Source organism: Mesorhizobium sp. M7A.F.Ca.MR.176.00.0.0, assembly GCF_004023165.1.
Lineage (GTDB): Bacteria > Pseudomonadota > Alphaproteobacteria > Rhizobiales > Rhizobiaceae > Mesorhizobium.
The window spans coordinates 17,698-37,163 of record NZ_RZTC01000001.1; the positions used below are offsets into that span (position 1 = coordinate 17,698).

The 19,466-nt window shown below is 63.3% G+C and carries 16 protein-coding genes and 1 pseudogene; 9 read left to right on the forward strand and 8 right to left on the reverse strand.

The features are described from left to right. Positions 1 to 21: 21 nt before the first annotated feature. Positions 22 to 1,269 carry an enolase C-terminal domain-like protein gene (locus EOB59_RS00075; RefSeq protein WP_127811151.1) on the reverse strand — a complete coding sequence of 416 codons (1,248 nt, stop codon included), beginning with the start codon at positions 1,267 to 1,269 and terminating at the stop codon, positions 22 to 24. A gap of 150 nt (positions 1,270 to 1,419) precedes the next feature. Here EOB59_RS00075 and EOB59_RS00080 point away from each other — a divergent pair, with 150 nt between their 5' ends. Then, positions 1,420 to 2,181 (forward strand): GntR family transcriptional regulator, encoded by a 762-nt coding sequence (locus tag EOB59_RS00080; RefSeq protein WP_081738640.1) that lies wholly within the window; start codon positions 1,420 to 1,422, stop codon positions 2,179 to 2,181. Positions 2,182 to 2,311: 130 nt separating this feature from the next. Here EOB59_RS00080 and EOB59_RS00085 read toward each other — a convergent pair whose 3' ends face one another. The 7 genes from EOB59_RS00085 to EOB59_RS00115 all read right to left on the reverse strand — a co-directional run bounded on the left by EOB59_RS00085 (position 2,312) and on the right by EOB59_RS00115 (position 10,795). Then, complete coding sequence (locus EOB59_RS00085; RefSeq protein WP_128287364.1) at positions 2,312 to 3,190, reverse strand: SMP-30/gluconolactonase/LRE family protein; 879 nt, start codon at positions 3,188 to 3,190, stop codon at positions 2,312 to 2,314. A gap of 47 nt (positions 3,191 to 3,237) precedes the next feature. Then, entirely contained in the window at positions 3,238 to 4,200 is a 963-nt protein-coding gene (locus tag EOB59_RS00090; RefSeq protein ID WP_128287365.1) for a 3-keto-5-aminohexanoate cleavage protein, read from the reverse strand. Next, the gene (locus EOB59_RS00095) at positions 4,197 to 5,144 is read right to left on the reverse strand and encodes a 3-hydroxyacyl-CoA dehydrogenase (RefSeq protein WP_127811153.1); all 948 of its coding nucleotides are present in this window, start codon (positions 5,142 to 5,144) and stop codon (positions 4,197 to 4,199) included. The genes EOB59_RS00090 and EOB59_RS00095 overlap by 4 nt, the downstream gene beginning before the upstream one ends. Positions 5,145 to 5,154: 10 nt before the next feature. Continuing rightward, positions 5,155 to 5,961, reverse strand: a complete 807-nt coding sequence (locus EOB59_RS00100) for an SDR family oxidoreductase (protein WP_127382824.1) — start codon at positions 5,959 to 5,961, stop codon at positions 5,155 to 5,157. A gap of 13 nt (positions 5,962 to 5,974) precedes the next feature. Then, positions 5,975 to 8,059 (reverse strand): ABC transporter permease, encoded by a 2,085-nt coding sequence (locus EOB59_RS00105; RefSeq protein WP_127811154.1) that lies wholly within the window; start codon positions 8,057 to 8,059, stop codon positions 5,975 to 5,977. Further along, positions 8,056 to 9,588, reverse strand: a complete 1,533-nt coding sequence (locus tag EOB59_RS00110) for a sugar ABC transporter ATP-binding protein (protein ID WP_128287366.1) — start codon at positions 9,586 to 9,588, stop codon at positions 8,056 to 8,058. The genes EOB59_RS00105 and EOB59_RS00110 overlap by 4 nt, the downstream gene beginning before the upstream one ends. Before the next feature lie 79 nt (positions 9,589 to 9,667). Next, complete coding sequence (locus EOB59_RS00115; protein ID WP_127398449.1) at positions 9,668 to 10,795, reverse strand: sugar ABC transporter substrate-binding protein; 1,128 nt, start codon at positions 10,793 to 10,795, stop codon at positions 9,668 to 9,670. 219 nt (positions 10,796 to 11,014) lie between these two features. On the opposite strand from EOB59_RS00115, the gene EOB59_RS00120 reads away from it, so the two are divergent. The 8 genes and pseudogenes from EOB59_RS00120 to EOB59_RS35810 all read left to right on the forward strand — a co-directional run. After that, a complete protein-coding gene (locus tag EOB59_RS00120; protein ID WP_013533053.1) occupies positions 11,015 to 11,689 on the forward strand; it encodes a GntR family transcriptional regulator in 675 nt (224 codons plus the stop codon). A gap of 233 nt (positions 11,690 to 11,922) precedes the next feature. Further along, entirely contained in the window at positions 11,923 to 12,750 is an 828-nt protein-coding gene (locus tag EOB59_RS00125) for a phosphogluconate dehydrogenase C-terminal domain-containing protein (RefSeq protein WP_127412146.1), read from the forward strand. 328 nt (positions 12,751 to 13,078) lie between these two features. Next, the gene (locus EOB59_RS00130) at positions 13,079 to 14,020 is read left to right on the forward strand and encodes a D-ribose ABC transporter substrate-binding protein (RefSeq protein WP_127269049.1); all 942 of its coding nucleotides are present in this window, start codon (positions 13,079 to 13,081) and stop codon (positions 14,018 to 14,020) included. Positions 14,021 to 14,115: 95 nt separating this feature from the next. After that, positions 14,116 to 14,760: a DUF2291 family protein gene (locus tag EOB59_RS00135; protein ID WP_127398397.1), complete on the forward strand. Its 645-nt coding sequence runs from the start codon at positions 14,116 to 14,118 to the stop codon at positions 14,758 to 14,760. Next, on the forward strand, positions 14,757 to 16,313 hold the full coding sequence (locus tag EOB59_RS00140; RefSeq protein ID WP_128287367.1) for a sugar ABC transporter ATP-binding protein: 1,557 nt from the start codon (positions 14,757 to 14,759) through the stop codon (positions 16,311 to 16,313). The genes EOB59_RS00135 and EOB59_RS00140 overlap by 4 nt, the downstream gene beginning before the upstream one ends. Further along, the gene (locus EOB59_RS00145; protein ID WP_027036223.1) at positions 16,306 to 17,370 is read left to right on the forward strand and encodes an ABC transporter permease; all 1,065 of its coding nucleotides are present in this window, start codon (positions 16,306 to 16,308) and stop codon (positions 17,368 to 17,370) included. The genes EOB59_RS00140 and EOB59_RS00145 overlap by 8 nt, the downstream gene beginning before the upstream one ends. A gap of 2 nt (positions 17,371 to 17,372) precedes the next feature. Beyond that, positions 17,373 to 18,407, forward strand: coding sequence for a Gfo/Idh/MocA family oxidoreductase (locus tag EOB59_RS00150; protein ID WP_128287368.1), 1,035 nt, complete (start codon positions 17,373 to 17,375; stop codon positions 18,405 to 18,407). Further along, positions 18,404 to 19,466 (forward strand): annotated as a pseudogene (locus tag EOB59_RS35810) (hypothetical protein); the annotation flags it as partial. The gene EOB59_RS00150 and the pseudogene EOB59_RS35810, both read left to right, overlap by 4 nt.

Below are 19,466 nucleotides of genomic sequence, written 5' to 3' on the forward strand. Positions count from 1 at the left end.
GATCCTTTCGAACGAAAAAAGTCAGCCCAGCCCGAGATCAGGCACGGCATCGTTCAAGTGGTCGGCGAAATTCGTGTTGGGCAGCAGCGGATACCAACCCGGACGGCCGGGATCGCGGTCGTAGGCATAGCCGCCCAGCGAGCGGTAGAGTTCGGCATAGGTGGCGAGTTTGTCGCGATCGAGCTCGACGCCGAGACCCGGTGCCTCCGGCACCGCGATCGCACCATTCTCGTAGCGCATCTTGCCGCCGATGATGATGTCGTCGGCAAGGTGGTGGTAATGCGCGTCGGCGGTGAAGACGAGGTTGGGCAGCACAGCGCCAAGATGCAGCATGGTGGCGAGCTGGATGCCGAGTTCGCCAGAGGAATGCACCGCAATACCGAGACCGAACGTGTCGCAGATCTGCGCCGCGCGCACGCAGGCGCGGATGCCGCCCCAGAAGGTGGTGTCGAGCAGGATCACGTCAACCGCAGGGTCGCGCACATTGGTGGCGAGCTGTTCGAAATCGATGACGATGGTGTTGGTGGCCAGCGGGATGGAGAGCTTCTCGCGCAAGCGGCGCATGCCGGCAAGGCCCCAGGTCGGATCCTCGAAATAGTCGTTCCTGAGATCGGAAATGGCTTGGCCGAAACGCAGCGCCTCTTCGACCGACAGGGCGGCGTTCGGATCATAGCGCAGCGTGTCGGCAGGAAATTCGGCGGCGAGCGCCCTGAAACACTCCAGCTCATAGTCGGGGTGAAACACGCCGGCCTTGAGCTTGTGGGCGTGAAAACCATGTTCGGCCTTGAGCGCGCGGGCATGCTCGAGCAATTGATCGATGGTGCGGACCTCGCCCTTGCCGCTGCGGCGGTCGGCATAACGGAAGAACAGATAGGAGGCGAAGCCGATCCGGTCGCGCACGCGCCCGCCAAGCAATTGGTAGACCGGCACGCCGAGCTTCTTGCCGATGATGTCGAGACAGGCGAATTCCAGCGCTGCGTGGAGCTGCGTGCGATTGTTGTAGAGCGACGCCGTCGGATTGCAGATGGCATAGCGCATCCGGTTGAGATCAAAAGGGTCATGGCCGACCAGGTAGGATTTCAGCCCGGCGAAAGCGAGTTCGGCGCCGGCGCCGCCACCGCCCATCTCGCCGAGCCCAACAATGCCTTCGTCGGTCTCGACCTCGACCACGGTGCGGACAAAGCGTCCCCAATGCGTACCGTTGCTGTGCCGCAATGCTGCTTCCAGCGGAACGGTGATGGTGGTCGCCTTGATGTCCGTGATCTTCATGCCGGCTCCTCTCCCCCTAGCCTGCTGGCGTCATACACACTACCATGGTAGTATGTCAATACAGCGTCATTCCTGCTTGCCGCTTGAGTTGGGGCGTGCGCAGTGTCATGACCGGAGCAGTGCAGCGCCATTCACAGCAACGGATTCGTCATGGGGACCAAGCTTTCGGGGGCGACCAGGTTTTCAGGCAATGCTGCCAGGCTGAAAAACGCCGGTCAGCGCGAACCCTCGCGGGTTCTGGAGCCGGTCAACAATCGCATGCCGATCTCGCCGCAGATCTACGAGCGCCTGCGCCGCGCCATCACGACGCTGGCGATGTTGCCGTCGGAAGCGCTCAGCGAACAGGACCTTGCCCAGCAGCTCGGTGTCAGCCGTACACCCGTGCGCGAGGCGCTGATCCGGCTTGCCGATGAAGGGCTGATCGACATCCTGCCGCAACGCGGCAGCTTCGTCGCGCCGATCCGGCTAAGTGACGTTGAGGAAGCGCAGTTCATTCGCGAGGCGCTCGAAGTCTCCGTCGTGCAGAAGCTGGCCGGACACGGTTCGAGCGCCTTCATCGCGGCAGGCAGGGTGAACCTTGCCCAACAGGCCAAGGCAGTGGCCGAGGGCGACCGCGAACTGTTTCTCGAGCTTGACGAGGGCTTCCATCGCAGCCTTTGCGAAGAGGCCGGCCTGCCCAAGAGCTGGCGGGTGATCCAGGTGGTCAAGCTGCAGATGGACCGTGTGCGCTATCTGAGCCTGCCAGAGCCCGGCCACCTCGAAACGCTGCTCGCTCAGCATGTGGCGATCTTCGAGGCCGTGGAGACCGGCGAGGCAAAGCAGGCAGGCGCGCGTATGGCGGCGCATTTGCGCGAAGTGCTTCGCACGGTTCAACGGCTCAACGTGGCCCGCCCGGACCTCTTTGGCCAATGATCCGTTGACCGCTCATTGTGCCATTGGGTGAAGAGCAGACGCCACGGACGTGCTGCCACATTTTTAATGAGGGATTCCTGCGCGCCAAGGCCTGATCCGCGTATGCTACGGGCGCTTCGCTTGCTTGGCGTCAGCCGCCGAAGCGCGGTTCCGCAACGCCTTTGATGCCAAGGCCCGTGATGGCGAACAGGCTGCCGCGCAAAACGCCGTCGCCGGGAAAACGCGGCAGCGGCGGCTTGGCCATCGAGGTGACGTAAAGGGTGTCCAGCTTCGGCCCGCCGAACATGACGCTGGTGATCTTCTTGACCGGCATGTCGATGACACGGTCGATGCTGCCATCGGGCGCATAGCGCACCAGTCTTCCGTCATAGACCAGCGCATTCCACAGATAGCCCTCGGCATCGACGGTCGAGCCGTCCGCCGCACCGCCCCGGCTGGTGTCGACGCGCACGAAGGTGCGCCTGTTGGTGGCGGCACCGGTCGCGCTGTCGTAGTCGTAGGCCCATATCTCGCCGGTCCAGGTGTCGGCGAAATAGAAGGTGCGGTCGTCGGGGCTCCAGCATGGACCATTGGAACAGATGATGCCGGAATCGATCCGGGTGACGGAGAAGTCCGGATCGAGCCTGTAGAGCCCGCCGGACGGCCCCTCTTCCATCGTATCCATGGAGCCGGCGAAGAAACGGCCGTACCGGTCGACCTTGCCGTCGTTGAGCCGGTTCATCGGCTTGTCCGGCTCGGGATCGTGGATCAGCGTCACATCGCCGGAGGCGAAATCGAGCAGATGGAAGCCGCGCTGCAGCGACACCACGGCGCCGCTGCCATCCTTACGCAGCGCCATCGAGCCGATCTTCATCGGCACGTCCCATGACCGGATCTCGCGTCCGTCGGCGGTCGCCCGAAACACGCGCCCGTCGAAGCTGTCGATCCAGTAGAGTCGTTCCTGTTCGACGTCCCACAGCGGCCCCTCGCCCAGTGTGGTCTTCACGTCCACCACGACTTCGATCTTCATGCCGTCCTCCTCCGTTTTTGCGTCTCGCGGCGATTGCTCGGGCCGCCTCAGAAAGCGACCTTGTCGCCGCCTTTCAATGACAGGATCTCGCGTGCCTCGTCGGGCGTCGCGACCTCCATGCCGAGCCCTTCGATGATCTTGCGGGCCAGCAAGACCTGCTCAGCGTTCGATTTGGCAAGCTTGCCTTTGCCAGCCCACAGACTGTCCTCCAGCCCGACGCGGATGTTGCCGCCAAGCGCTGCCGATTGCGCGGCGATGCGGAGCTGGCTGGCGCCAGCGCCGAGAACCGACCAGCGGAACTGGTCGCCGAACAGCCGGTCGGCAGTGCGCTTCATGTGGGCGACGTCTTCGGGATGGGTGCCGATACCACCGAGCAGTCCGAACACCGACTGCACGAAGAAAGGCGGCTTCACCAACCCGCGGTCGGCGAAGTGGGAAAGGTTGTAGAGATGGGCGATGTCGTAGCACTCGAACTCGAAACGCGTGCCGTTGTCGTAGCAGGTCGCCAGGATGTACTCGATGTCCTTGAACGAGTTGCGAAAGACGAGGTCGCGGGTCGCTTCCAGATGCGGCTTTTCCCAGTCGAACTTGAAAGTCTCGTATTTGTCGGCGAGGTGATAGAGCCCGAAATTGATCGAGCCCATGTTGAGCGAGGCGACTTCCGGTTTGAACTGGGCGGCCGGGCGCACGCGCTCCTCGATCTTCATGTACGGGCTGCCACCGGTGGTGATGTTGATGGCGGCGTTGGTGCCTTGCTTGACGCGCGGCAGGAAGCGAGCGAAGGCCTCCGGCGTCTGGTCGGGCTTGCCGGTTTCCGGATCGCGCGCATGCAGATGCAGGATTGCGGCACCGGCTTCGGCAGCCGCGATCGCCTCCGAAGCGATCTGGTCTGGCGTGATCGGCAGATAAGGCGACATCGTCGGCGTGTGGATGGCACCTGTCACCGCGCAGGTGATGATGACCTTGCCCTTGGTCTGTGCAGGCCCCGGCTTGCGGCTGGTTTGCGTCATTCTCCGAACTCCTGATCCGATTTTCTCTTGTGGGCGGCGAGCGCCATGAGCCGGCGGTCACGCCACACCTGCCGGTCGCCTAGGCTTTGCTGTGGCAGTCGCTTGCGGCGATCAGCCTCGACCGTGTCGATGACCTTGCCGGCCCAGTCGACGCGTCGCTGCATCTGGGGAAAGATGTTGGAATAGATGCCCTGATAACGCTCGACATAGTCGCGCACGCCGCCAGGCGCATTGAGATCGATGGTCTCGAATGGACCCATGAACGACCAGCGCAGCGCCAGCCCGTCGCGGATGCCGATGTCGACATCCTCGACACTGGCGTAGCCGTCGGCGACAAGCCGGAAAGCCTCCTCAAGCAATGCGCCTTGCAGGCGGTTCATGATGAAGCCGTCGAGTTCGCGCTTCATCACCAGGGGCGCATGGCCGGCGTCGATGAGGAAGGCGCGGGTTGTCTCGACCGTCTCGGCGGAGGTCCATGGCGCCGGCACGATTTCGGCCGCCGGAATGAGATAGGGCGGATTGATCGGATGCACGACCAGACAGCGATGCCGCCCTTGCAGATGGTCGGTGAATTTCGACGGCAACAGCGCCGAGGTGGAACTGGCGATGACTGTCCGCGGATCGGCAAGCCTGTCGATCAGGGCAAACACCTCCCGCTTCACCTCGAGGTCTTCGGGTGTGTTCTCCTGGATATGAACGGCACCCGCCAAGGCCTCTTCAAGCTCGGCGACAACGGAAATACGGTCAAGCACGTCACCGGCTTGCTGTCCCCGCAGAAGATCGTTCGCGGCGAGATCACCGAGCACGCCGGCAATGTAGTCGCGGGCGCCACCCGTGGCAGTGGGCAACTGGTCCCACATCCGCACATCATGGCCGGCGCGGGCAAAGCTGATTGCCCAGGCCCGCCCGATAAACCCGCTTCCGACGATCGCGACATTGGCCATGGCTTGTTCCTCAAAGTGTTTCGACGTTGCCGTCGACGCCGAGCGACTGGCCGGAAATGTTGATCCCCGCATCGGAGAGCAGGAAGGCGACCATCGACGCCACATCATAGGGGCTGGTCATGCGGCGCAGCGAGATGTTCTGCAGATAGCGTCCGGTCATCTCCTCGTGGCTGATACCGACCTGCTTGGCGCGCGCCGAGATAACACCTTCGATGCGGGGCCCCTCGATGATGCCGGGCAGGATGGCGTTGACCCTGATGGCGTGCGGTCCGAGCTCCTTGGCGAGACTCTGCGTGAAACCGATGACACCGAACTTGGCCGCCGAATAGGGTGTGCGGAAGGCGTAGCCATGGCGGCCGGCGGCAGACGACATCGAGACGATCGAACCACCGCCCGCCGCCTTGATCAGCGGCACGGCGCGCCGAGCGCACAGGAACTGGCCGGTCAGGCAGATGTCGATGCAGCGCCGCCAGTCGGAAGGGTCGATCTCGTCGACACCGCCGGTCGGCCCAGCAATGCCGGCATTGTTGATCAACGCATCGAGCCCGCCGAGTTTTTTCTCGACCGCCTCGAACAGGCGGTCGACATCCTCGTCGCGCGAGACATCGGCCTTGACCGCAGCGACAAGGTCGATCTTGCCGGGAGCAGCGGCCAACGCCTCGTCGGAAACATCGCAGACGACGATGCGAGCGCCGAGGCGTGACAGCGTGTCGGCTATGGCAAACCCGATGCCGCCGGCGCCCGCCGTGACCAGCACGCGCTGGCCTTTCAGCCCGGTCAGAAATTCGTCCGCCGATTCCGGCGCCCTTGTGCTCATGGTCCTGTCCTTTTCATTGCAGCCGCCGTTCGCGCAACGCCATGACGGCGCCCAGAACGACCAGTCCGTAAAGAATTGCCCTCGTGGCATAGGGAAGCGTGGTGCCGGCGAGCAGCATCTGCAGTGCGGTCAGCAACAACACGCCGCCGAGCATGCCGAGATAGTGGCCGCGTCCGCCGGTGATCAGCGCGCCGCCGACCACCACCACGGCGATCGACGGCAACAGATAGTCGTCGCCCATGCCAAGGCTTGCCTGACCCGAAAAGCCGGTCAGCATGATGCCGACAACAGCCGCGCAGACGGCCGAAAGCATATAGACCAGGATCAGCGTGCGCTCGACGCCGATGCCCGACAAGCGCGCCGCGCGCAGCCCATTGCCGATGCCGTAGACGCGTCGTCCGAATGGGGTGCGGCCAAGCAGCAGTACCGCCGTGACGACAAAGACGACCATCAGCAGGACGATTGGGGTCAGCAGGCCGGCAAGCTTGGCCGTCATGACCCAGCGCAGCATCGGCGAGGAAAACCCGGCCGGCGTTCCCTGCGAATAGAGCAGCGCACAGCCTTGCAGAATACCGTTGGTGGCGAGCGTCATGACGATCGGCGAGATGCCGAGATAGACGATGCCGAAACCATTGGCGAAGCCAATGGCGCAGGCCATCACCAGGACGACCGGCAAGGCGTAGACAAGGGCGGCGTCGGAGCCGTTGACCATGCCTGCCAGGATGATGCCGGAGATGCCGATCGTCCACGGCACGGAGAGGTCGAGGCCTCCGGTCAGAATGACGGTTCCCTGCCCGAGCGCCAGGACGGCTAGGAAGGACGACAGCACCAGCAGCGAATTCCAGTACCCCGGATTGAGGATGGCGCGGCCGAGCCAGACCTGCGTGACGACCACGATGAGCAGCAGGCAGACATAGGCGGGCAGCGCATAGCGCAGCGTTTCCGCATTGCGCAGATGGAAGGCAGGGCGCGGCGATGCCGGACTGCGCTGGGCATGGGCTGGCTCGGCGATCTTGAGACGCCGGTCCACGCGCTCGAGTTGCGAGGGCAATATGCCGGCGCGCCAGGCGGCAAGCCGGGCGCGCGCGGCGCGCAATTGCACGGCAAGCACCGATGCATGCGAGATCGAGCCGGCAAGTGCCGCCAGCACCAGAATCGTGCCTTCGGCAATGGTCGAATAATAGGCCGATACGTTGAGCACCAGCAGGATGTTCACCACGATCATCAGGATGTAGGCGCCGAAGACAGAGCCCACCGGGCCGCCCTGCCCGCCACCGAGGCGCGTGCCGCCGACGACGACCGCCGCGAACATTGACAAGAGCAGCGGATTGCCGACCAGCGGATCGCCGCTGCCGGTCTGGGCGCTGATGAACACGCCGGCAAGGCCATAGCAACCGCCGGCGATGACATAGACGGCAAAGCGCACCAGCACGACATTGATGCCGACGGAAGCGGCCGAGTCCGGATCGCTGCCGACCGCATAAAGTGCTGTGCCGAAGCGGGTTCCCTTCAGCCAGAACCAGGCGAGCAGGACGACGCCGATCACCACCAGCGGCATCGGCAGCCAGCCGGTGATCGCGTCGCCGAGATAAAACGTGCCAAGATCGGGCGACACGAAGCCGCCGGGCTTGTCCATCACCAGCAGCGTCACGCCTTGCAGGATGAACATGGTCGACAGCGTCACCACGATGGGCTGCATGCGCAGCACGGCGATGAAGAAGCCGTTGAAGGCGCCCACCGCCATGCCGACGCCGATGCCGACGGCGGTCCACAGGATGATGCTGGCGCCTGGCGCCATCGGGTCCATGCTCGATGCCAGCACGGCATTGACCAGCGATATCACCGCCCCGGCGGACAGGTCGAAGCCGCCCGACAGGATGACGATGGTCTGACCGATCGCCGCGAGCGCCGAGGTGGCGCCGCCGCTCGACAGGAACGACACGTCGAAATAGGTCAGCGGCCCGGCGCTGATCCAGTCGACGACGAAGAGCAGGATCGCCAGGACGGCCGCGGCGATCAGCGCGCCGCGATTGCGCACCAGCGCACGGCGCAGTCCGAAGCGGCCGGGAACAGGGGATGAGGATGCTGCGCTGCTCATGCGGCGGCTTCCCCGGCTTGCCCGAGCGCCGGGCGCATGATGGCCGGTTCGGTGATGGCGTCGCCTTCGAGTTCGGCCGCGATGCGCCCGTCATAGAGGACCAGGACCCTGTCGCATTGGTGAACGAGTTCGGGGATCTCCGTCGAGTGCAGCAGGATCGAACCGCCCGAACCCACATAGTTTCGCATCATCACATAAAGCTCGTGCTTGGTGCCGACGTCGATGCCTCGGGTGGGATCGAACAACAGAAGGATGCGGCTCTGCGCCACCAGCCATTTTGCAATGGCGATTTTTTGCTGGTTGCCGCCGGAAAACGCACCGGCCCGCGTCCAAAGCGCGCGGCGGTCGACCTCGACAGTGTCGAATGCCGCCTCGACGGAGCGGGTCTCGGCTTGCGCGTCGACAAGGCCTAGCCGAGTGAAGCGCGATATCACCGGCACAGTGGCATTCTGGCTGCCCGACAGTTTCAGGAACAGGCCTTCGGATTTACGGTCTTCCGGCACCAGGCCGATGGCCATGTTGGGGCGCAAAGCATCGGCCGGCGAACCGAGCCAGACCTTGCGGCCGTCGACGAGTATGTGGCCGCGCTCGATCTCGGCCATGCCAAAACAGGCCAGGAACAGGTCCTGCTGGCCCATGCCTTGCAACCCGGCGACGCCGAGGATCTCGCCTTTGCGCAGATCGAAGTCGGCGCCGTCGAGCTTGCGCCCGACCTTGAGGTCGCGCACGCCCAGAACCGGCGGCCCGAAAGCCTGGGCGCTGTCCGGCTTAGGCGGGAAGGTCTGTTCGATGCTGCGGCCGATGATCTTTTCGATGACGTCGGCATCCGAGACATCGGCGACCGGCGCGGTGACGATGTGGCGGCCGTTTCTCAGGATCGTCAGCGTGTCGCAAAAGGCGCGGACTTCGCGCATGCGATGGGTGATGAAGACGATGGTGGTGCCCGCCGTCTTCAGCCTGGCGATGATCGCGCCCAGCCAGTCGACGTCGCGGCCGGCGAGCGTCGAGGTCGGTTCGTCAAGCAAAAGGATGCGCGGCTTACGGTAGACGGCACGGGCGATTTCGATCTTCTGACGCACCGAAAGCTCAAGTTCACCCACCTCGGCATCGAGATCGACGGAAAAACCGAGATCTTCGATATGGCGACGGACGGCCTTGCGGGCAGCACCGCGGCGGATCAGGCCGGAGACGCCCACGGGGGCGTAAGGCAGCATCATGTTGTCGAGGACGGAGAGGTCGCGCACCAGGGTCATCTCCTGGAATGCAGTCTGCATGCCGAGTGCATGTGCTGCGCGCGGTGCGCCGTAAGCGATCTCCTTGCCGAAGACACGGACATGGCCTTGGCTCGGCCGGACCAGCCCGGACAGCAGCTTCACAAGTGTCGACTTGCCGGCTCCGTTTTCACCGAGCAGGGCATGGACGCTGCCGGGCGCGATCGCAAACGACACGCCGTCCAGCGCGACGGTCGGGCCGAACGCCTTGCTGATGCCGTCGATCTCGATGGCGGGGAGCTCGGAATGTTCTGTCATTGTCCTCGATCGCCGGCTTGGCATGGATTGACGATGCACGGACAACTGTCCGTGCATCGTCACACGCGCCTTGGGAGGCTTAGTTCTCCGGTTGTCCGACGAGGGCAGCATTAAGGCCGACCTCGGGTGTCTGGTCCGAGAAGATCGAGGCAAACCAGCCCGGATTGGAGACCAGCGACGGCTTGAAGGCGTTGCAGCCGGCCTTCATCTCCGCCCATGTGCCTTCGTCGCACAGCTTGATCGTCTCATTGGTGACGACCGGCAGCGGCAGGATGGTGGTTTTCGGCACGTCCTTGCCTTCGATCGCCTCGACGGCAAGCTTCAGCGCCAGCGCACCCGAATAAGGCGGCGAGGCATAGGAAATGCGTTGTGCGCCGGCCGGCGCGTAGGGCGGGGCCGCACCTTCGACTGCGGTGCCCTCCGGCAGCATCTGGATGCGGCCGCCATTGGAGCCCTCACCGGCACAAGGCAGGAGTTCGCTGGTCTTCTTGCCGGCCTCGAGCTGCATCGAGTTGGCGGTGAAGCAGCCGACCTGCATCCACAGCCCGTTGATGTCGTCCCAATTGCGGGTGGCCAGGATTTTCGAAAGCTCGGTGCGGGCGACCGCCTGGCTCCACATGCCGACAGCCTCACCGACGATCTTGATATCAGGATATTTGGCGAAGACTTCCTTGGCGGCTTTTGTCCGCTGATCGTCAACGGATGTTCCCGGGACACCCGTGATGGCGATGATGTTGCCCTTGCCGTTGAGCTTCTTGACCAGCCATTCGGCGGTCACCCTGCCGGCTTCCAGCTGGTCGATGTGGACGTTGTAGGCGCAAGGCTCGGTGATCTCGGCGTCGTAGGCAAAGACCTTCACGCCCTTGTCGCAGGCATTCTTGACGACCTGGTTGAGCGCGGTCGGCGAGATCGGATATACGACGATGGCCTCGGCGCCGCTTTGCACCATCGCGTTGATCTGCTGAATCTGGCGTTGCGCGTTGGGGCCAGCGACCTGGACCTGCAGGTCGACCTTGTCGGCCAGGCTCTTGTGGGCGGCCATGGCCTTGACCATGTTGGCCGCCTCCGCCTGCCAATCATTGCCGATGTAGCTCATGCTGAGAAAGATCTTGTGCTTCTCGGCTGCCTGCGCGGCGGACAGGCCGAAGGCGCATGCAGCCATCCCAGCCAGCAGCGCGAGCCGCCGGACTTTCGATCCGATACCCATGTGAAACTCCTCCCAAACAGAACGACCGAATGCCTCCCAAGGGCACAAAACGTAACCCTTGCCATTCGATGCCAGCGACCGTAACATGGTTTGATCAAATATCAATGATGAAATCGTTTATATCAAAACGGGCTATGTCGGCCGCTTGACGTGGCACCACGAACCTTGCATTCCCAGACAAGCAATAGTGTCGCCCTTGGGCGGGAAGGTTGACCGGAGATGGCTGGATCGGCGTTCAGGAAGCCTGGTGTCGAGATCATTCCACTGTCCAAGGAAACTCTGCAGGACCGGGTCTACAATCAGGTCACCGAACTGATCCTCGACGGCAGCATCGTACCGGGCGAGATGGTCACGGTTCAGAGCCTCGCCGACGCCTTTGGCGTCAGCCCGATGCCGGTCAGGGAAGCGCTGCGGCGCCTGACGGCAGCCAACGCGCTCACTGTGGTATCCGGACGCTCCATTGGTATTCCGGCGCTCAGCCGCGAGCGGCTCACCGATTTGCGCAATGTACGTTTTGAGATAGAGGCCATCGCCGCCGGCTGGGCCTCACAGAACCGGAGTGATGCGGATCTTGCGATTTTCGCGCGCGATCTGGACTCGCTGGAACGCGCGAATGGCGCGGACGACGTAAAGGCCTATCTCAGAGCGAATTACACCTTCCACTTCGCAATCTACCGAGCAGCGGGATCCGAAACCCTGCTCAAGATCATCAAGGATCTATGGCTGCAGATCAGCCCCTATTTCAATATGCTGCATGGGTCCTACTCGACCGCGAACACATACCATCAACAGATGTTTGCGGCCCTGCGCGACCGGGACGAGCAGGCAGTTCAGGCGGCGGTTCGCGGCGATATCGATGCGGCTTTCGACATGCTGGTCGATCTTTTGAAGTAGCGCCCGGCCCGGCCTCCGACCCCTATCACATGCCTCCTATTTCTGGGGATGGCAGAGCAGCACTCATGCGCACTCAGCGGGCAAGCGCGCTGGAGCTTGCCGGCGGCAGCCGATGACGCGGCGAACGCACGCATGGTCATTATCGGATTGCCAAAATCTGGTAGCGTGATTATACCAGTTGATAAGTTGGCGACGGGCAGTACCGTCGGGCTGAGATCAGGAGTAGTGACCAGATGACAACGATTGCGCTGTTCGGGGCTGGCGGGAAAATGGGCTACCGCCTGTCGACCAATTTCCGCGGATCGCCCTATACGATACGGCATGTCGAGGTCAGCGATGCCGGCCGCGAACGGCTGAAGACCGGACTGGGTTTCGATACGGTCAGCGCCGACGAGGCGCTCAAGGGCGCCGATGTGGTGATCCTGGCCGTCCCAGACACGCATATCGGCAAGGTGGCGACCAGCATCGAGAGCAAGCTGGCGCCAGGCACGATGGTGGTGGTGCTCGACGCGGCGGCACCCTTTGCCGGCCATCTGCCGAAGCGGCCGGACCTCACCTATTTCGTTACCCACCCCTGCCATCCGCCGATCTTCAATGACGAGACCGACATGGCCGCCAAGAAGGACTATTTCGGCGGCGTCAAGGCCAAGCAACATATGGTCAGCGCCCTGATGCAGGGGCCGGAAGAGGATTACGCCAAGGGCGAGGCGATTGCGAAAATCATCTGGGCGCCGGTCATGCGCTCGCACCGCGTCACCGTCGACCAGATGGCGCTCCTCGAGCCTGGCCTTTCAGAGACGGTGTGCGCCTCGTTGCTGGTCGTCATGAAGGAAGCCGTCGACGAGGTCGTGGCGCGCGGCGTCGACCAGCAGGCGGCACTCGACTTCCTGCTCGGCCATATGAACGTGCTCGGTGCCGTCATTTTCGGCGAGACCAAGGGCGTTTTCTCGGACGCCTGCAACAAGGCGATCGAGTTCGGCAAGCCGGTGCTGATGCGTGACGACTGGAAGCGCGTGTTCGAGCCCGAAGAGATCGCCGCCAGCATTCAGCGGATCACCTGAGAGACGACAGGTGCTTGACGCAGCACCTCAAGGGCCCGGCATGCCATTGCCGATCCTCGGTTTTGGTAGCTCATCAGGTACATGTCACCTGAATTTGTGGTTGACTCATCATACCAGTTGGCTTAGCTGTTCATGGCTCGGATCGACAAGGTTTCGCAGGGAGCACGATGCCTGGGCAAGTGGAGGATGGCTGGGGAGCAACGATCCGTCCTGGGTAAGCCGGCAACGGTTTTCGACCCAAGCGATCCGCGGCCCGGGCTGCCTGACGAATTCGGATGCAGACAAAGCCATTGGCCGATCAAGGCAATTTTTCAAACGGGAGGACTTCATGAAACTCACACGCAGAATGACGCTTGCGGCTTTCGCCGGCATGCTGGCGCTTGGCACGGCAGTGCCCGCCTATGCGGCGGATCTCATCGCCATTATCACGCCCTCACACGACAATCCGTTCTTCAAGGCGGAAGCCGTCGGCGCGGAAGCCAAGGCCAAGGAACTCGGCTATGAGGCGCTGGTGCTGGTCCATGACGACGACGCCAACAAGCAGTCCGAGCTGATCGACACCGCGATCGGCCGCGGTGCCAAGGCGATCATCCTCGACAATGCCGGCGCGGACGCCACCGTCGCCGCCGTGCAGAAGGCCAAGGATGCGGGCATTCCGTCCTTCCTGATCGACCGCGAGATCAACGCCACCGGCGTGGCCGTGGCGCAGATCGTCTCCAACAACTACCAGGGCGCCCAGCTCGGCGCGCAGGAATTCGTCAAGCTGATGGGCGAGAAGGGCAATTTCGTCGAACTGGTCGGCAAGGAATCCGACACCAATGCCGGCATTCGTTCCAAGGGTTATCACGACGTCATCGATGACTATCCGGACCTGAAGATGGTTGCCCAGCAGTCGGCCAACTGGAGCCAGACGGAAGCCTATTCCAAGATGGAATCGATCCTGCAGGCCAACCCCGACATCAAGGGCGTGATCTCCGGCAACGATACGATGGCGATGGGCGCCTATGCGGCACTTGCCGCGGCGAACCGCAAGGACGTCATCGTCGTCGGCTTCGACGGATCGAACGACGTACGGGACTCCATCGCGTCGGGCGGTATCAAGGCAACCGTGCTGCAGCCGGCCTTCGCGCAGGCGCAGATGGCGGTCGAGCAGGCCAACGACTTCATCAAGAACAAGAAGTCGCCGGCCAAGGAAAAGCAGTTGATGGACTGCGTTCTGATCAATGGCGACAATGCCGCCAAGCTGGAGACCTTCGCGCTGACGAACTGAGCCAGCGTGATTTCAATAGCGAGGGGCGAACATCGGTTTTCGCCCCTCGCCGCCATTTTCCGTGGGCCGCCCACGATGCTGAACGACAGGCCGCCATGCTGAACACCAAGCCGAACTGGCCGACCCTTACCGTAATGGTCGGCATCAGCCTGACCGCCTGCAAGATCCTGCCTACGAAATCGGAAGCCGGAGACAACGCTCCCGCCTTCAATCCAGACAAGATGGTCGAAGAGACATGGGCGGCAAAGGTCGTGCCCTATCTCCAGCAGAAAGCCGGACCGTTTGCGCAGGTTCACACCCTGGCGACAACCGATCCATCGGCTGCCGGCGCCAAATACGGCAATCCGAACAAGCAGGCGAATTCGCCTTGGACTTTCGCGGTTCGCCTGGAAGGCAAGATCGTCGCGGCCAACACGCAGTCGCGGGCAGCAACCGTCGACGTCGATGTCGACGGCGACGGCAAAGCCGATGCACGAGTGCAGATCGGACCGGCGGTGCGCGGTACCGCGCTGCGCGACAGCCTGGACTTCATCCAGTTCAACGACTTCACCAACCAGATCGACTTCGCCCAGTTCGGCAAGGCGTTCAACGCTTATGCCGACAAGACGGTGCTCTCCAAGCTGCCACGCGATGCGCTGCAAGGCCGCAGCGCCAAGGTGCTCGGCGCCTATACGCTGGGGAGCGGCCAGGACCTGCCGCTGGTGACGCCGGCGGAGGCAGAGATCGGGCCGAAGCCATGAGCGCGACAACTGAGCGCGAAATCATCCTGAAGCTCGAGGACGTCTCCAAGGTCTATTCCGGCACCGTTGCGGTCAAGCGCGCCAATTTCGAGGTGCGCAAGGGCGCGGTCAACGTGCTGGTCGGTGAAAACGGCGCCGGCAAGTCGACGCTGATGAAGATCATCGCCGGTGTCGAACGGCCGACCGCCGGCCGCATCCTGCTGGAAGGTAAAGAGGTTTCCTTCTCCTCGTCCGCGGACGCGGTGAACCGCGGCATCGGCATGGTGTTCCAGGAGCTGAACCTGTTCGGCAATATGAGCGTCGCCGAGAATATTTTCGCCACCCGGGAGATCACCAACCGCTTCGGCAAGATCGACCGCGAGCAACAGGAAAACCGCGCTGCGGAATTTCTGGAACGCCTGCAAGCCGGCATACGGCCAGACATGCTGGTTGAGGATCTGCGCATCGGTCAGCAGCAGCTGGTCGAGATCGCCAAGGCGGTCTCGCTCGACGCGCGCATCCTGATCATGGACGAGCCGACCTCGGCGCTGAGCGCTGCGGAAGTCGAGATCCTGTTCAAGGTGATCGCCGACCTCAAGGCACGCGGCGTGGCGATCGTTTATATCTCGCACCGGCTCGAAGAGCTGATCCGCATCGGCGACTACATCACCGTGCTGCGTGACGGCCGCATCACCGGCCAGGAAGAGATGAAGAACGTCGACACGCAATGGATCGTTCGCCAGATGATCGGCTCCGACGCCAAGGACTTCGCCAAGGCCGACGGCCATCTTCCGGGAGAAGAGATTTTTCGTGCCGAGGAGATCTGCCTGCCCCGCGCCACCGGCGGACTTGCCGTCGACCATGTCTCACTGTCGCTGCGTGCCGGCGAGATCCTCGGCATTTACGGCCTGATGGGCGCCGGGCGCAGCGAGCTGTTCGACTGCATCATGGGCCGTCACGGCCATTCGACGGGCGAGATCTTCATTGGCGGTATAAAGGTCAAGGAGCGCGATACGACGCGGCGCATCCGGCGTGGCCTGGCATTGATCCCCGAAGACCGTCAGCGCGAAGGGCTGGTCTCGATCCTCTCGGTCGCCAGCAATTTGACGCTGGCCAGCCTGTTGCGATTTGCCCGCCTGTTCCATATCCGTGGCGCCGACGAAAGGCAGGCGGTGACGCAGACGGTGCGGGAGCTGGCGATCAAGGTCGCCGACCCGGCGCAGGAGGTGTCGTCGCTGTCGGGTGGCAACCAGCAGAAAGTGGTGATCGGCAAGGCGCTGCTCACCGAACCCAAGGTGCTGCTGATGGACGAGCCCAGCCGAGGCATCGATGTCGGCGCCAAGGCCGACGTCTTCCGCACCATGCGCAAACTGTCCCGCGACGGTTTGGGGATTTTGTTCGCGACCTCGGATCTCGACGAGGTCATGGCGCTGTCCGACCGCATCGCGGTGATGAGCAACGGAAAACTGACCGGCATGTTCGACCGCGCCGAAGCGACGGAGGCGGCACTCGTGGCTGCATCCGCGCTTGGCCACGGACCGGCCCCACGCACGGAGAGCACCGCCCATGACTGACATCCCAGCCAAGGCGGCCGCTCCCTCCACTTCCAGCGGCTCGGTGCTGCTGACCGTGATGAAGCTTCGGACGTTCATCGCGCTGATCGCCGTGCTGATCTTCTTCTCGATCGCGGCGCCGAATTTCCTGTCGACCGCCAATCTGATCCTGATGTCGAAGCACGTGGCGCTGAACGCATTCCTGGCGATGGGCATGACCTTCGTCATCATCACTGGCGGCATCGACCTTTCGGTCGGCTCGATCGTCGGCCTGTGCGGTATGGTGGCCGGCTATCTCGTGCTCAACGGCATCGACCTGCAGATCGGCTACACCATCTATTTCAACGTCTTCGAGATCGCGCTGATCACACTGGCCGTCGGCATATTGATCGGCGCCGTCAACGGATTGCTGATCACCAGGCTGAACGTTGCACCGTTCATCGCCACGCTCGGCGTGCTCTATGTCGCGCGCGGGCTGGCGCTGCTGTCGTCGGATGGCCGCACGTTCCCCAACCTAGTCGGCAAGCCGGAACTGGGAACCACCGGCTTCGGTTTCCTCGGCGCCGGCCGGCTGCTCGGCCTGCCGGTGGCGATCTGGATCCTGATCGTCGTTGCGCTGGGAGCCGCCTATCTCGCCAAATACACGCCGCTCGGCCGCCACATCTTCGCTGTCGGCGGCAATGAACGGGCGTCGCGGATTTCGGGCGTCCGTGTCAACATGGTGAAGATGTTCGTCTATATGTTCTCCGGTTTCTGCGCGGCGATCGTCGGCCTGATCATCTCGTCCGAGCTGATGGCTTCGCATCCGGCGACAGGCGAAAGTTTCGAGCTCAACGCCATTGCGGCGGCGGTGCTCGGCGGTACCTCGATGTCGGGTGGGCGCGGCACGATCGGCGGCACTATCGTCGGCGCGTTCGTCATCGGCATTCTTTCGGACGGGTTGGTGATGATGGGTGTGAGTTCGTTCTGGCAAATGGTCATCAAGGGTCTCGTCATCATCGTTGCCGTCGTCGTCGACCAGGCGCAGCGCCGGCTGCAAAGCCGGGTGACGCTGATGCAGATGGCAAAGGCAGGCTGAGCATGGCGGAGCTGCGGGGAGCGCTGATCGGCTGCGGCTTCTTTGCCGTCAACCAGATGCATGCCTGGCGCGACATAGCGGGCGCCTCGATCGTCGCCATCTGCGACCGTGACCCGGAACGGTTGCGGATCGTCGACGACCAATTCGGCATTGCGAAGCGCTATACCGATGCGGCGGAACTTTTTGCCGGCGAAAGCCTCGACTTCGTCGATATCGCCACCACCGCGCCCAGCCATCGTCCGCTGGTCGAAATGGCGGCCGCCCACGGCGTTCCGGTGATCTGCCAAAAGCCGTTCGCGCCGACGCTGGCCGACGCCAAGGCCATGGTCCGGGCATGCGCGCAAGCAGGCGTGCCGCTGATGGTGCATGAGAATTTTCGCTGGCAGTCGCCGATCCAAGCGGTGCGCGCCGTGCTCGACAGCGGCGAGATCGGCACGTCTTTCTTCGGGCGCATCTCCTTCCGCTCCGCCTATGACGTGTTTTCCGGCCAACCCTATCTGGCGACCGGAAAGCGTTTCATCATCGAGGATCTCGGCATCCATGTCCTCGACATCGCCCGTTTCCTGCTCGGCGACGTCTCGACCATCACGACGCGAACCGCCCGCATCAATCCTAGTATCGCGGGCGAGGATGTGGCGACCATGCTGATGGACCACAAGAGCGGCGCGACCTCCGTGGTCGATTGCAGCTACGCAACGAAGCTCGCCACGGAGCCGTTTCCCGAAACGCTGATCGAGATCGATGGCAGCGACGGCACGATCCGCCTGGCGCAGGGATACCGGCTGACCGTCACCGGCAAGAACGGCACGGTCGTCACCGACGTCTCGCCGCCGCTGCTGCCATGGGCGTCGCGTCCTTGGCACAACATCCAGGAAAGCGTTGTCGCCATCCAGCAGCACTGGGTAGACTGCCTGGCAAAGGGGATCGAACCGGCGACCTCGGGAGCGGACAATCTCAAAACGTTCGCGCTGGTCGAGGCGGCTTACGCCGGTGCCGCGAGCCGGCAACCGGTGCAACTCGACGCCTTGCTGAAATGACCGACGACGCCTTCCTGCTCTACGGCACGCGTACGGTCGAAGCCGAGCCGGTCAGGCTGCGCGCGGGCGCGCTTAGCGCCGACTTCGTCAACGGCAACCTGCGCACCATCCGCCATGGCGGCACCGAAGTGCTGCGCGCCGTCGCCTATATCGTGCGTGACCGCGACTGGGGCACCTATGAGCCAAATTTGATGGACCTGATCATCGACCAGGCTGCCGACGCTTTTTCGGTCAGCTATTCGGCAAGCTGCCTGGCCCCCGATGGAACCCGGCTCGGCTTCCGCGCCACCATCAAAGGCTCCGCCGATGGCCGTCTGGTCTTCGAGGTCAGCGCCCTTCCCGAGAGCGATTTCGAAACCAACCGCTGCGGCTTCTGCATCCTTCACCCGATCGCCGACCTCGCCGGCAGCCCGGTCAAGGTCGAGCATACGGACGGCAGCGTGGAGGCGACAAAGCTTCCCGAACTGATAGACCCCTGGCAGCCTTTCAAGGATATCCGCGCCATCACCCATCAGGTTCGGCCTGGCGTCACCGCCGAATGCCGGATGGAAGGCGATACTTTCGAAATGGAGGACCAGCGCAACTGGTCGGACGCCTCCTACAAGACCTATGTGCGACCGCTGGCGCTGCCCTGGCCCTATGTGCTGCCTGCCGGCCAAACCCTGCGCCAGACGATCAGCCTGCGCATCGCAGGTGAAGGCAAAGCGCCGGCTGCCGCCGTGGCCAGCGAACCGGTCCGCGTCGAACTCGGCGAAGCAGGGCCAACGCTGCCGGATGTCGGCGTGGTCATCTCTCCCGAAGATGTCGAGACGGCACTGGCGAACCTCTCCACGCTGACGACACTCGGCCCACAACAGCTGCTGTTTCACTACGATCCGACGCGCGGCCACGGGCTCGACGCCTTGCGCGCTTTCGCCCGGCTCGCAAATGCCCACGCTGCCGCAACGACCCTCGAATGCGTCGTTGTGTGCGCCGGCGATCTTGACGCCGAGATGTCAGGTGTCGCCGACCTGGTGCGCCAGGCCGGGCTAAAACTCTCGGCCATTGCCGTGTCGCCTT